Source organism: Bradyrhizobium sp. Kon56 (genome assembly GCF_055807635.1).
In genome coordinates, this window is the sequence record NZ_JBVVOU010000002.1 from 192,216 (window position 1) to 206,307 (window position 14,092).

Annotated in this window: 11 protein-coding genes and 1 tRNA gene; 2 read left to right on the forward strand and 10 right to left on the reverse strand. The window is 65.2% G+C overall.

Features of this window, described 5'->3' with window-relative positions; all coding sequences use genetic code 11:
• Positions 1 to 17 precede the first annotated feature (17 nt).
• Together AC0L3B_RS04020 and AC0L3B_RS04025 are read right to left on the reverse strand one after the other, a co-directional pair.
• Positions 18 to 1,385, reverse strand: a complete 1,368-nt coding sequence (locus AC0L3B_RS04020) for a cytochrome P450 (RefSeq protein WP_456653063.1) — start codon at positions 1,383 to 1,385, stop codon at positions 18 to 20.
• A gap of 34 nt (positions 1,386 to 1,419) precedes the next feature.
• Positions 1,420 to 2,787, reverse strand: coding sequence for a hydrolase (locus tag AC0L3B_RS04025; protein WP_473380054.1), 1,368 nt, complete (start codon positions 2,785 to 2,787; stop codon positions 1,420 to 1,422).
• Between the two features lie 150 nt (positions 2,788 to 2,937).
• On the opposite strand from AC0L3B_RS04025, the gene AC0L3B_RS04030 reads away from it, so the two are divergent.
• A complete protein-coding gene (locus AC0L3B_RS04030; protein ID WP_473380055.1) occupies positions 2,938 to 4,626 on the forward strand; it encodes an MFS transporter in 1,689 nt (562 codons plus the stop codon).
• A 24-nt stretch (positions 4,627 to 4,650) separates the two neighbouring features.
• Here AC0L3B_RS04030 and AC0L3B_RS04035 read toward each other — a convergent pair whose 3' ends face one another.
• Positions 4,651 to 4,863, reverse strand: coding sequence for a cysteine rich repeat-containing protein (locus AC0L3B_RS04035; protein ID WP_247474939.1), 213 nt, complete (start codon positions 4,861 to 4,863; stop codon positions 4,651 to 4,653).
• A gap of 180 nt (positions 4,864 to 5,043) precedes the next feature.
• Positions 5,044 to 5,355: a hypothetical protein gene (locus AC0L3B_RS04040; RefSeq protein WP_085359625.1), complete on the reverse strand. Its 312-nt coding sequence runs from the start codon at positions 5,353 to 5,355 to the stop codon at positions 5,044 to 5,046.
• 255 nt (positions 5,356 to 5,610) lie between these two features.
• On the opposite strand from AC0L3B_RS04040, the gene AC0L3B_RS04045 reads away from it, so the two are divergent.
• The gene (locus AC0L3B_RS04045; RefSeq protein ID WP_085348538.1) at positions 5,611 to 6,657 is read left to right on the forward strand and encodes a polysaccharide deacetylase family protein; all 1,047 of its coding nucleotides are present in this window, start codon (positions 5,611 to 5,613) and stop codon (positions 6,655 to 6,657) included.
• A 75-nt stretch (positions 6,658 to 6,732) separates the two neighbouring features.
• Here the strand turns inward: AC0L3B_RS04045 and AC0L3B_RS04050 are convergent, their stop codons facing one another.
• The 6 genes from AC0L3B_RS04050 to AC0L3B_RS04075 form a co-directional block, all read right to left on the reverse strand.
• Complete coding sequence (locus tag AC0L3B_RS04050; protein WP_085348532.1) at positions 6,733 to 7,116, reverse strand: hypothetical protein; 384 nt, start codon at positions 7,114 to 7,116, stop codon at positions 6,733 to 6,735.
• 104 nt (positions 7,117 to 7,220) lie between these two features.
• Positions 7,221 to 9,605: a hypothetical protein gene (locus tag AC0L3B_RS04055; RefSeq protein WP_473380056.1), complete on the reverse strand. Its 2,385-nt coding sequence runs from the start codon at positions 9,603 to 9,605 to the stop codon at positions 7,221 to 7,223.
• A 260-nt stretch (positions 9,606 to 9,865) separates the two neighbouring features.
• Positions 9,866 to 9,941 (reverse strand) — tRNA-Thr (locus tag AC0L3B_RS04060).
• Positions 9,942 to 10,041: 100 nt separating this feature from the next.
• Complete coding sequence (locus tag AC0L3B_RS04065) at positions 10,042 to 11,841, reverse strand: heme biosynthesis HemY N-terminal domain-containing protein (RefSeq protein ID WP_204512897.1); 1,800 nt, start codon at positions 11,839 to 11,841, stop codon at positions 10,042 to 10,044.
• A gap of 36 nt (positions 11,842 to 11,877) precedes the next feature.
• Complete coding sequence (locus AC0L3B_RS04070) at positions 11,878 to 13,155, reverse strand: COG4223 family protein (protein ID WP_473380057.1); 1,278 nt, start codon at positions 13,153 to 13,155, stop codon at positions 11,878 to 11,880.
• A gap of 69 nt (positions 13,156 to 13,224) precedes the next feature.
• Positions 13,225 to 13,971: a uroporphyrinogen-III synthase gene (locus tag AC0L3B_RS04075; protein WP_018459701.1), complete on the reverse strand. Its 747-nt coding sequence runs from the start codon at positions 13,969 to 13,971 to the stop codon at positions 13,225 to 13,227.
• Positions 13,972 to 14,092: the final 121 nt, after the last annotated feature.

Sequence of the window (14,092 nt, forward strand, 5' to 3'; positions counted from 1 at the left end):
GGCCAGGCGAACGCCTGTCACCGACGCGTGATGCGGAACAGCGGCGACCGGTCCGGCTGGGTCGTGACGACGCCGAGCGGAATGACAGGGCTGGTATCGGCAAGCTCGACACGGAACGCACCGATCAGCCGGGCCAGCGCCAGCACGGATTCGGCTTGCGCGAAGGGGGCGCCGACGCAGACGCGCGGACCCGCGCCAAAGGGCAGATACGCGAATCGATCGGGCCCTTCCGTGGACATGAAGCGTTTTGGAATGAACGCGTTCGGCTGATCCCACAGCTTCTCGTGCCGGTGCAGCAGCCACGGTGCGATCATGATGATGTCGCCCTTGCCGATGGCGACGCCGGCCGCGTTGTCCTTCTCGCGCGCGGCCCGGGCGATCAGGAAGGCCGGCGGATAAAGCCGCATGGTCTCCTCGATCACGGCGCGGGTGAACTTCTGCCGATCGATGTCGGCCATGCTGTCGAGGTGCTCGCCGCGGGTCTCGGAGGCGATCTCCTCCTGCGTATCGGGATCGAGCGCGAGCAGATAGAGCGCCCAGAACAGCGCGGTCGCCGTGGTCTCGTGACCCGCGAGGATCATAGTCGCGACTTCGTCGACGAGTTGTTCGTCCGAAAAGCCCTTGCCGGTTTCAGGGTCACGCGCCTCGTCCATGAGATCGAAAAGATCGCGCGGCGGCGCGCCGTCTTTCTTGCCCATCTCACGCCGCTCGGCGATCAGCATCGCGACGAATTCGGTCCAGCGCTTGCGGAAACGGGCGCGGGCAAAATCCATCGGACTCGGCCAGGACAGCGGCAGCACCATGTCGAGCAAGTACGGCCGTCCGAGTCGGGCTCCATACTCCATGACGAAGTTGCGCAAGGTCGGACCATGCCGGTCCATGCCGAACGAGAACATGGTGCGGCCGGCGATCTCCAGCGTCATGCGCTGCATGATCTCGCGCAGATCGACCGGCTCGCTCGTTCGCCCGTCGAGCTTTGCGATGGTCTCGTCGAGCACCGCCGTCATGTGCGGAACGAGATTTGCTGTCGCACGCGGCGTGAACGCCGGCGCGAGGGTGCGGCGCTGAAACGTCCACGAATGGCCCTCCGCAATCAGAAGACCGTCGCCGAGCACGGGACGAAGCATGCGGATGCCCGCCGGAGTACGCGAATAATTCTCGTAATTGCTGAGCAGGACATGCCGGATCGCATCCGGCCGGTTCAGGATGAAGCTGTTGCGGAAGAAGAAGCGGCCCTCAATGACGTCTTCCTCATAGGCGCGCTGCCCCCAGGTCGCGATCATATTCCGCTTGATCACGGCAAGCCGGCCGAGGAACGACATGTCGTCGGGCGCTCGCGGCGGCGTCGGAGGGACGATGGGCCGACGCACGCTGGCGATGTTCATGGCTCTCTCCCGGAGGGGTGGCGCAGGCAGTTAGCTAGTAAGTCAGCTCGGCAATCGCAATCCTGTTCTCGGAGGCAGGCCAGGCGCGTGCCACAATTCGTTCTTCGTTGAATTCGGCCACGATGTTACGCCCGACCTCGCCGGCCGGAAGGCGCAGTGTTGCTGTCGAATCCGTGGGCACACCCGATTTGACGTCCGCCGGCTCCTTGCCGTCGAGCAGCACCACGTCCCGCGGCAGGCCGAAATAGCCGCGCGGACGCGACATGATCACGACGGCCCCGGCGTCCTTGTCCGCGGGACCGAGCGGGCGCGCGGCGCGCAGGTGAACGACGTCGGACGAGCGCGGGAAGGGCGAGTGGTAGATGTGCGTCGTCGGCGCATCCGGCGCTGCGAGGGCGAATTCGAGCGACCAGGAAGGTTCGACCTGCGCCGGTCCCCAGCGGCCGTCGGCACCGGTCTTCGCGCTGTGCACGGCGCTGCCCTTGCGCTCACCGGTTTCAGGATCAACCCGAAAGATATCGACGGTTGCACCGGCCACCGGCCAATTGGTCGGCGCACCGCCCGGTGTGCCCGTCACGAGGCCGCTCAGCCTGACGCTCTGCTCCGGCACAATCGCGATTCGCGCGGGCTCGCGGCCGGCAATGAACTTATAGATCTCGCGGAAGGCTCGGGGGTGAAACGCCACCTCGCGATGATCGAGTGCGCCCAGCACGAGGTTGGTAGCCCCCTTCAACTCCGGACCTTCGACGCTGACGCCGGTCGGCGTGCCGGGCTTGCCGATGAAGCGGCCATCGGCCTGCGCGTATTTGTCCATGCCGTCGCTGCGCAAGGTCAGGAAGGCAACACCCGGCGTCACCTCACTCTCGCCCTCGTTCAGGCCGCGCAGGAACGCGCCGCGGCCGTTGAACTCGCTGTTGGGCTGGTCGTCAGTCGCGAACACGCCGTGATTGGGCGTGCCGCACAGCACGGCGTGGCTGACATCGCCGGCGCCGCCGTTCTTGATGACGTTGCGGATGGCATAGCCGCCGCGCGAGCTGCCGACCAGCGCCACGCGGGCGGCGCCGGTGCTGCGCTTCAATTCGGCTATGGCGGCGGCGAGCTCGCGGCGCTGGTCCTCGGTCGAGGAGCGGCCCGCCTGCTCGACCTTGTCGTCACTTCGCGCATTGGGATCGTTGAAATTGATCGCATGCATGCGATCGCGCGCAATGCCGTTGGATTCCATCCGCCACAAGCTCGTCATCCAGAGCGCGTCGTAGTCGCCATTGCCGTGGACGAACAGGATTGGCGGCACCTCGCTCGGCGCAGTGGGTGCGGATTGAGCCAATGCGCCCGTGCGCAAGCTCGCAATTGCGAAGGGCAAGCTGCCGGCACCTTGCAAGATCATCCGTCGTGACAGCTTCATCTGTTCCTCCCCGGCAAAAGCATCTCTGTGCACCGCTTATACCGGCCTAACCACTGGACAGCGAAGGACTTTCGCGGGCATCACTGAACTTGCCGAAATCGCCCAAAGACCACGCCGACGCCACTTCTGCCAGCCCATTTGGAAGGGGATATGACCGAGCAGACGAACCGTCAGAAAATTGACGCCGACGGCATCATGGCGCCGCTACGGTACACCGTGTTCCGGCGCATCTGGCTCGCCAGCCTGCTCTCCAATCTCGGCCTGCTGATCCAGGGCGTGGGCGCCGCCTGGGCGATGACGCAGATGGCGGCCTCGGCGGGCAAGGTGGCGCTGGTACAGACCGCCCTGATGCTGCCGATCATGCTGATCTCGATGCCGGCGGGCGCCATCGCCGACATGTATGACCGCCGTATCGTCACCCTGATCGCGCTCATGATCGCGCTGACTGGCGCGACCGCACTCACGGTCCTGGCCTGGTTCAACTTCATTTCCCCGGAAACGCTGCTCGCCTTCTGCTTCGTGGTCGGCAGCGGCAACGCACTGTTCGGTCCGGCCTGGCAGTCCTCGGTCAGCGAGCAGGTGCCGCCCGATGCACTGCCGTCAGCCGTCGCGCTGAACGGCATCAGCTACAACATCGCCCGCAGCTTCGGCCCTGCGGTCGGCGGTGTCATCGTCGCCGCACTCGGTGCTGTCGCGGCGTTCGCGTGTAACGCGATCCTCTATTTGCCGCTGTTGGTGGTGCTGCTGCTCTGGCGGCGCAACACCGAACCCTCGCGCCTGCCGCGGGAGAAGCTCAACCGCGCCATGGTATCGGGCTTCCGCTACATCACCAATTCGCCGCCGATCAAGATCGTGCTGTTGCGCACGCTGGTGATGGGCCTGATTGGCGGTGCCATCATGGCGTTGATGCCGCTGGTCGCACGTGATCTGCTGCATGGCGGCGCGCAAACCTACGGCATCATGCTCGGCGCCTTCGGAATGGGCGCTGTGATCGGCGCGCTCAACATCCACGAATTGCGCAAGCGCATGAGCGGCGAAGCCGCGATCCGCGCCTGCACCATCTCGATGGCGTTTGCGATGGCCGCTCTCGCCGTGAGCACCGAGCCGGTGCTGACCGCGGCTGCGCTGGTGCTCGCCGGCGCGGTCTGGATGGCCGCCATCGCGCTGTTCAATATCGGCGTGCAGCTCTCGGCGCCGCGCTGGGTCGCCGGCCGCTCGCTCGCGGCGTTTCAGGCCTCGATTTCCGGCGGCATCGCGATCGGCGCCTGGGGCTGGGGCCATCTCACCGACTATGCCGGCGTCGAGGTCGCGCTGCTGACGGCCGCCGGCCTGATGCTGATCTCGCCGGTGCTCGGAATCTGGCTCACGATGCCGCGCGTCGGCGCCCGCAACGAAGACGCCGATCTGCTGGCCGATCCGGAAGTCAAATTGTCGCTCACGGCGCGCAGCGGGCCGCTGGTGGTCGAGATCGAATACCGCGTCGCCCAAGAGAACGCCCGCGCCTTTCACAACGTGATGCAGGACGTGCAGCTCTCTCGCCAGCGCAACGGCGCCTATGGCTGGTCGATCGCGCGCGACATCGCCGATCCCGAATTGTGGACCGAGCGCTATCATTGCCCGACCTGGCTCGACTATCTGCGCCAGCGCAACCGCTCGACCCAGTCCGAACGCGCGCTGCATCAGGAGGCGATCGATTTCCACATCGGCCCGGATCCGGTGCGGATCCGCCGCATGCTCGAGCGTCCGTTCGGCTCGGTGCGCTGGAAAGAGGAGACGCCGGACCAGGCAGCAAGTGAGGTGCTGCCCGTGGTCGCCACTGCGGCGGGAAGCAGCACTTAGGTTTTGCGAGTCCGTAGCGACGTCTTACTGCCCGTGATCCGTCAGCACCTTGTCGCAGCCCTTGGTGAGCCGCGTACGGTTCTGCTTGAGGCAGGCGAGCACGGCGCCATCGCCATTGTTCATCACCGGACGGCAGAAGCGCGTGACGTCGCGCGCGCAGGCGTCGTGACCGGGCTGCTGCGCTGACGCAGCCGATGCAAACAGGATCAATGGAATGATGGAAAGAAATCTGGTCATCGCGTAATGCCTCTTACCCGGAAGATGTGCGGGCGAAGCTAGAGCGACGATCCCGAAGCCGCAACGGCTTTATTGGCAGACGGGCTTGCGCCGCCGCGGCGCTCCGGCATCACGCCGGGGCACATCGCGAGGGGAGCTAACCGACGCAACGACGCTATCGTTGCTGTTACTGACCGACTCTTATTGACTGTCCCGGGCGTCAGCGACCTTGCGTGACGCGCCGCCCTTGGCGAGATCCTTGTCCATCACCGCACGGCAACCGGCGCTCAGATCCGAACGATGCTTCATCATGCACGCCGTGATCTTCGGGATGTTCGGGATTTCCGACGAGCACAGGCGGAAAGCGTCGCCGGTGCACTGCTGCTGCGCTTCGGACGAGAAGGCGAAGCTCGAGCCGGTCGAGGCGATCGAGAGGATGGCGGCAAAGCCCAGAGCCAGGCTGACGTCGCGGATCTTGCTACTTAAGGACTTGATGTTCAGCGAGTTGGTCATTTGAAGCTCCCATTGGCACCGCGGAAGCGGGCCCGCCGTTGTTGATGGGATTGACCATGCTCCAGCAAAACAGTTCCGACTGTGATGACGGTCACGGGAGGCTCACCCTCTGTGACCTCGGTCACGCTGGCGCACCTCGCTGAAATTCCTCCATATCCGCTGTCGTGTTGGTGTCACGTTAACTGTTCCTTCGCATTAATGGCTCGTCGAGCGGGAAATTCCGCCGGTTTGGTTGCGTAATTGGAAAGAATGGCGATGCGTAATGCGTTGGGCCTGATGCTGGCCAGTGTAGTTGCGGCGGTCGTGATTGCCGCCGGCGGTTGGTTTTATTATTCCTCGCGCGCCGATCAGGCCGCTCCCAAGACGATTGCCGCCCGTGCCGCCGATCCATTGCCGGCACAGGCGAAGCTCGCCGCCAAGGACGACGTCGCGATCACGGCCGCGATTGCGGCCAAGCCGGCGGCAGCCGCCCCGGCGCCCGCACCCGCGCCGATGCCGGTTCAGCAGAAATCGACCTGCGCCAATCCCAACGCGCTCGGCGTCTCCCGCGTGGTCGAGATCGACACCACCGGCGGTCCGGGCTTCGGCTTCGATCATTTCAAGCAGTTCGACTTCCTCACCGACAAGGAGGTCGTGCTGACGTTCGACGACGGCCCCTGGCCGGTCAACACGCCCGCCGTACTGAAGGCGCTCGCGGACGAATGCGCCAAGGGCCTGTTCTTCTCGGTCGGCAAGCATGCGACCTACCACCCGGAGATCCTGCGCCAGGTGCTGGCCCAGGGCCATACGGTCGGCACGCACACCTGGTCGCACGTCAATCTGAACGGCAAGAAGATGACCGAGCAGATGGCCAAGGACGAGGTCGAAAAGGGCATTAGCGCGGTGAAATACGCGCTCGGCACCAACCCGGCGCCGTTCTTCCGCTTCCCGCAGCTCCAGCACAATCCGGCGATCGTGAGCTATTTCGGCACCCGAAACGTCGCGATGTTCTCGACCGATATCGACTCCTTCGATTTCAGGAAGGGCGCCACGCCGGAGAAGATCATCGAGACCGTGATGACCAGGCTCGACAAGCTCGGCAAGGGCATCATCCTGATGCACGACTTCCAGAAGCACACCGGCGAAGCCATGCCCGCGCTGCTCGCGCGGCTGAAGGCCGGCGGCTACAAGATCGTGCAGATGAAGGCCAAGACGACCCTCCAGTCGCTGCCGGAATATGACGAGGCGCTGCTGAAGGACCTAAAGGTGCCGACCTCGAGCGCGCGTCCGATCGGGAGCGTGGTGCAGACGGTTTCGCAGTAACGCGCCCGATCAGATTCAAAACTCTCGCGTGATGGCCGGGCTTGTCCCGGCCATATCCTTTTGAGAGCGGGCATCTTACCAGTAGATGCCATGGCGATGCAGCTCGCTGATGATGCGGCCTTCGGTCCAGCTGCGCTTGTGCTTCGGCTTGTCTGCCTTGGCCGTTGTCTTCGCGGCGGGTTGCGTCGTCGTCGCGGGCGCTGAGGCCGTCGTGGTCGTGGGTGTGGCAACCGCCGCGGGCGCATTGAGCGACACCGCCGGCGGGCGATCGAGATATTTCGGAGCTTCGGCGGCAGGCGCTGCTTCGCTCACCTGCGTCGGCGCGGCGGCAAGCGCCGGCGCCGTTTGCTGAACCGAAGCCGGCTCGCTCACCGCGGACAGCGACAGGCTGCGCGGGCCTCCGGCCTGGGCAGAGGCAGAGACCAGCACCATGGCGGTCACCAGAATGATCTTGCGCATATGAAATCTCCCCGTGTTTGGCGTGAGCTGGACACTGGGGGAGCCGCGCTCGGGGTAATGTGACGCGAATCACGCCGGCGGCATCCCTCGCATCTGTTGATTGGCTAGCGGCGAACACTCAGCTCCCGGATCGCAAAACCGAGGTCGCGGGGATCGCCCGGAAAATGCGTGACGGCATTGGTGTCCAGCTCGACCACGAGCGTTTCGTCGCCTGCAAACTGATCCAGCGGAAATGACAACGGGCCCGCAGGCACGACGCCTTTGTAGATCTCACGCCCATTGATCTTGACCAGGAACTCGTTTCCGCAGATCGGCGTGGGCCACAATTCGAGCTTCAACGTGCGCGCCGGCATCACAGGCTTGTTCGGAATCTCGAGACGCGCGCTCGGTGATGCCCATTGCAGCGCACCCCCTGGGGTGATTTCCTTGCCGAAAAGACCGCGCGTTGCGATCCCCGGCGGGGCTTCCGTGCCGACCTCAAGCTCATTGCGCTGCCCATCCATGAATTCGCGCGAAGACCGGTCTGTGGCCACGGATATCAGCCGCTGCCCCGGATTGGCAGTGAGCCGCCCGGACGCCACCAGACAGTCGAACTTTTCAAAACCTTCGGGAAAATACGGCCGCCCCGCCGTGTCGGGCCAGGACATGATTCGCGGCGCCGCCCAGGGCACCCGAAGCTCCGCTGCGAGCCGGCGCAACAAATTGTGCATCATCGGATTCGCAACATCGATGACGAGTGCGTTGCAGCTCTTGATGTCCGCCGACAAGCGATTGTAGTCCCAGTCGAGAGACGTCGCCTTTTGCGCGTTGACCTGCGCGGCGGCGGTCGGAAGCCCCGGAAGACTCGCGCCCACCGCTTGCATCACCAGCAGCGGCCGCAACATGCCAAGGCCGAGGTGAACAGCTACGACGACGACAACGGCGGCGACGGCGCCCGGATTCCACCGATTCGCAGCCAAGGGAACCAAGCGCGCCAAGGGAGCAATGACAAGCGTGAAGAGCATCGGCGTCGCCATGGCCAGGCCCTTGCCCGCGGCCCAACCATGACCGGCCGCGAGAATGGCAATCGGCATGAGGCATCCGGCAAGGCTGCCTGCCAGGAGCCGCGCGACGCTTCCGTCCGGCTCGGCGCGCCAGATCGTCCACGCGGTTCTTGCGATGCCCCTCAACAGCACGAACAGAAAGCCATAGAGCAGCAATTTCCACGCAACCGCCACCGCGGCGGGCCAACCCGCCGACGGCAGCACCGCATAGAGGCCGAGACCCGCAAGCGCGGATTCGACGGGCAATGAGAACCAGGCGTTCGCCAGTTCTCCGATACGATTGTCGGGGCTGCCGATGACATCGAGAAAGTTCGCGTCACTGCCGAACAGGTAGCGCTGATAGTATTTCCACCAGTCGGGCGGGTTGATCGCTGCATGACTCAGCTGGCGGACGACATAGGCAACCGTGCCGGACCAGAGCGGGATGCACGCGAACAGCGATATTCCCACACCTGCCGCCAGGCCTGACGCAGCCACGGGCAAGGCCTTGCGCGAGGCGCGATGCCAGCAGCCCATCGCGGCCGCAACCGCCGCGGCGAGACCGTAGATCGTCAGCGATTCCGGATAGAGAAAGAACGCGCCTGTCATCAACGCCGCAAAGACCGCTCCCAACCGCATGATCGAGCTGGGCATTTGCCCAAAGCGATTGCGATCGAAGGCGAACGCCACGAATGCGAGCAGAAGCAGGAAGATCGGCTGCGTCGCAAGTTGAGACCAGGCGTTGATATCGAAGACGTACTGTTCGAAGAAGCCGATCGTGAGCGCGACGGCGCACGCAAACGCCAGCCAGCGCCGCATCGAGAGCGCGTTGACAAAGACGAACAGCGCGGCAAACAGCATGTTGAGCTGCATGCCGACCATATACGGATAGGCGCAATCGACGACATCGCCGCGACTGATAGCGGCGATTGCCGCATGGATCATCGACACGGCGCCGCGATAGTCGACGAACTTCAGTGCCATCACTGAAATTGGATTGGAGTTCGACTCGTCCGCGCCCTGGATGGCCAGGGTTGCGTAGTCGAGCACGCGATACGAGACCGACGATCCCACGTACAACATATGATCGTAGACGTTGGCCTGGAAAACGCGGAAGCGCGCGCCTCCGGTCCAGCCGGGAGCAAGACACACCATCGCAATAGCCGCGATCGCTATCGCCATCGCGAGCCATCGTCCGGGCGATGGCTCAGGCCGCCGACGCAGCGCCGGGAAGCGTATTGCAGCGGCAATGACAAGACCGGCGATTGCCATCGCAGGCAACGTCACCCACGGAGCGACGCCGGAGAGATACAGGACCGCGGTTCCTGCGGCGAGGAGGCCGAAGCCAAGCGGCGGCGCGAGCGCCCAGCGCACAGCAAACTGGTCCGACGGCAGAAGCAGGGAGAACGGAAGACCAATGGCGCCGGACGTCAGCGCGACGAGCCCAACCACCAGGATATCATGCATGCTGCCTCGCGCCGCCGCGTTGCCTGTAGTTTCGGCCGTCCGGACGCGCTGTCAATCCAAGGCAAATGACCAAAGCGCGCGACACGCGGGCCGCGAAGCATTTGGCTCGTCAGCTTCATGCACTATGATCTGGGATATTTCGACCTGGAGCAGAAAACCCTGCAACGTCTCGACAACGAGGCTGTCACCCATGTCTTAGGTACGTTCCGTTCTTGGGTACGTTCCGTTACCCATGTCTTCGGGCCGGACAATCAAGGCGCTGGTGCCGCAAGAGGGATTCGAACCCCCGACCCCGTCATTACGAATGACGTGCTCTACCAACTGAGCTATTGCGGCGAACCATGCCGGGGCCCGCGCGAGGCCGGTCCCGTTACGCGCGCTCCTGATATCGGGCATGGCCCGAATTGGCAAGGTGGAGCCGGCTCCCATATGCCGCTCACCCGCCCCAGCGAGACCAGAATCCGCGCCAGCCGCCGGCCTGGGCCTTTGCGTGGTCCCTGGGCGTGCCGATTTGTTCCGTAAATTCATCGCTCGGGCCCTCGTCGTCGATACCGGGATCATCCGGGGCGCGGACGATCGGGATGACGGCGGGAATAGGTGCTTGTCCAGGTTTGCCGAGGTCGGCGCGGGTCCGGAACACCGGCGTTGCCGCCGCGGACGATGATTCGGCGATCTCAGGGGCCGGTTTGAGCGGCTCGGCAGGCGTGACGACCGGCTCTTCCTTGACGGTTTCTTTGGCGGTCTCCTCGACGGCTTCCTTTAAGATTTCCTGGGCTTCAAGGGGCGGCGAATTGTCCTGCGGAGCGGGCACCGGATCCGGCGCCATGACAGCCGGTTCCACCGGGCTCTCGCTCGGGGCCGTCGTCACCCGCTTCGGCGGCGGAGCCGCCAGCATCGCCTCCTCGAAGGCCGAGGATTCGATCATGGCGCCTTTGTCGGAAGGAAGACTCGCGACTGGCGTTTGCCACTGGAAGGCGTCAAGACGGCCGGTGACCGGGGAAACCGGACGCCAGCGGTCGCTGACATAACCGTCCGCAGTCCAGGCCGGATCATGGCGGGCGCGCACCGCGCGCAAGGTCCAGGCGCGGGCCCGGCCGCCGTCACCATGCTCGGTCCGCTCGATCTCGGCCATCAGCAACGCCACGCGCTGGGTGGGATCGTTGACGTAAGGCGCCAGCACCGCGCGCGCACGGGCAAACTCGGACGCATCGATCGCGGCGCGCGCGATCGCCAGCTGGCCCTCGATATAGCCAGCCTTGTCGGCAGAAATCTTGGCCGCAAGCGTCTCGACCCGCTGCAGGCGCTGCCGCGCGGAATCGCCGAGCTTCACATGCGCATAGGCATCCGCAAGATCAGGATGCGGATTGGCGAGCCAGGCGGTTTCCACCAGCTTCATGGCGCGGCGCACCTGATGCGCCTCGCTCTCGAATTTTGCAGCGAGCACTGCGGCCGGAACCAGGGTCGGCGCGAGCTTGACCGCCTGCATCACGCTCTCGCGCGCGACGTCGCGGTCCATTGTTTCCAATTCCAGCGCGCGGGCGGCGAGCAGCACGCCGCGCTGGCGGCGATAGGCCTGCTTGTCGATCAGGCCCGCGGACAGATTCGAATCGAGGATCGCGAGCGCGCCGCTCCAGTCGCCGCGCGCGCAGCGGAAGCCGAGCACCGCATGCGAGGCCCAGGTCGAGGACGGCGACAGCTTGATCGCTTCCTCGGCGATCATCACGGCGCCGACCGCATCGTCGGCGCGCTGCGCCTCGATGAACAGGCCGCGCAGGCCGAGCAGGCGCGTGTCCTCGCGCTCGGCCATGGCACGGAAGACGCGCTGGGCCTCGTCGCGATTGCCCTCGAGCTGCGCCGATTGCGCATGCAAGAGAAGCGCGAGCGGATCGTTTGCAGCCAGCCGCCGCGCGGTATCGGCGTGGCGACGGGCAAGCGCGGTGTCGCCATGGCCGATCGCAAGCAGGCCGTGGGTGATGGCGTGGCGGCCGCGAGCATGGCGCTTTTCGTGACGACGGCGGCGCAGACGCCCCGGAGCGCGCCAGGCCATCGTCAGCAGGCTCCAGACCAGCACGACTGCCGCGGCAAAGAGACCAAGCAAGAACACGAAGCGGGGAAGCGTCGTTGTGGCGCGGAAAGCGCCCGCAGTCAGGACGAGGTCGCCGGGCTGATCGGCAACCCAGGCCGCGCCGGCCGCCGCCAGTGCGATCAGAACGAGGAAGAGGACGATGCGAAGCATGACGATCCCTATACGCGCTGATTGTTGCGCGAACCTTTATTGACCAGGCTTGACGAGATCCGCCATGGCGGCGTCGGCGAATTTGCGTGACGCGGCGAGCGCGGCGTCACGGGCATCGGTCTTGTCGAGCCAGGCTTGCGCCGGTGCACGATCGGCCTCGGGCAGCGTCTTCAACTCGCGCCGCGCCTCGACGAAATCGTTGCGCAACGCAGCCGCCGTCACCCGCGCGACGATCGCGCCGCGATCGTTGCCGACCCCGTCGGTACGCTCGATGCGGACGAGTTTCGACGCCCCCGCCTGAAGGCGCTCGACGATTCCGGTGCCGCTGGCCGGAGCTTCCGCCCGCGGCGACAATTTTGGCACGATGTTGAGGAGCTCGCGACTCAAGGCGACCGGCGTCGGAATGCCTGACGACGCAAAGGTGTCGAGCGGCTTCAGCATCTCCGGCTTTGCTGCCAGCGACCGCGCGGCGGCGAGCTGCGACTCGTAGGCATCGCCGTGGCGAACGGCGACGTCGAGCAGGGCCGCCGCCACCACATGGCGCAGCGGCTTGTCGTCCATCGTCTTCGCGTCGGCGATCTTCTCGCTTTGCTGTGCGAGTTCCGCACGTTCGGTCTTGCTTGCACGCTCGAGCTGAGCGAGGCGGTCGTTGAGAGCGGCAAGATCGGGCGCGGCAGCGCGCGGCGCCGATGTCGCGTCGTTCAGGGCGCTGGCAGTCTTGTCGGATTGTGCGCGCAGATTGGCGATCTCGCTGCGCAGGCTCGTTGCGGATTTCTCCAGCGCATCGATCCGCGCCACCATGGCCGGATCGGCGGCCGGCTTGCCCGCCTTGGCTTCGACCGCGGCCACGCGCCCGCTCAGCGCCTCGACGGTTGCGCCCGTCACTTGCGGAGCAGCCGGCGGCGCCTGCACGGCAGGCCAGCCCAGCATCCAGCCGACCGCGATCACGATTGCGGCTGCGACGGCGCCGGAGAACGGAGCGATAACCCAGGGTGAAATCGACGGCGATACCGACGCGGACGCAACGGAAGACTCTTCTTCGGCAGGTTCGGGCTGCGGCGCGGCAATAGCTTCTTCGGACCTTACCTCTTGAGACTTTTCCTCTTGAGACTTTTCCTCTTGAGACTTGCCCTCTTCAGATTTGGCTTGCTCATGCGCGGCCTGTTCGGTCGCTGCCCCAGCCTCAGGCTCGCCCGTCACCTGCTGCGGCTGGGTCGAGACTTCCGTCGCCTCGAGGTCGATGGTGGGCGGGATGCGCTTGGCGCGGCCGGACTCGGGAGCCAATCCTGCGTCTTCAGGCTTGTCGTCGGCCATCGTGACGGTTCCTCACACTTACCTGCCCTGAACGAACGGACCCGATTGCGTCGGATTCGGCCCGACCTCTTACGCCAAACGGGTGCGCAAAGCACGCTCCAAGGTGTCAAATAAGGCATTTTCGTCCGGCGTCGCCGCAACCAGAACCTGCGAGGCACCGGCCTCGCGCAGTACGCCGGCGACCGGCTCGGACAGGCAGCACTGCGGGATCGCCAGAGCCGAGATTTCGACACCTTCCGCCCGCGCGGCCTCCAGGAAAGCCCGCGCGCTGCGCCGGGAGTAGTGCAGCACCGCCTCGATCCCATGGGCGGCAAAGCCTTCACAGACATCGCGCGGCAACAGCTTGACTGGCGCCATGCGATAGGTCGTCTGCGTGATGACGATGAAGCCTTCGGCGCCCAGCTCCCCGCCGAGGTCGCGCGACAGATCCGCGCCCGCGAGATAGAGCAACGTGCTCTTTTTCTTCAGCCGCTTGTCGCGCGCGCTCTGCATCACCTTGTCGCGCAGGGCAGCGGCATCGCCACCGGCGACGATCACCTCGGCAAAACCGGCATCGCGCCCGGCGGCAGCCGTGTGCTCGCCGACCGCGAACAGCGGCAGCTGCAGGAGACCAAGGTCCGGTAATTGCGATGCGACGCCACGGATCGCATTGGCCGATGTGACAATGACGGCGCTGTAGCTCGTTTCACTCTCGTCATGGAAGGCGACCGGCTCGAACTTGAGCACCGGCGCGAGCAGCACCACATGACCCCGTGCACGCAGATTTTCCGACGTCGCCTCATTGTCGGGATGCGGCCGTGTGACAAGAATGGACATCGCTTGTGTTCCCGAACCACGTGGCGGTGGCGCTTTCACGAGGAACGGCAGCGCGTGACGATTGCGTTGGCCGACCCCGGAATGCTACCGGACGTACCAGAACTCTGCTTTGCGGATGAGC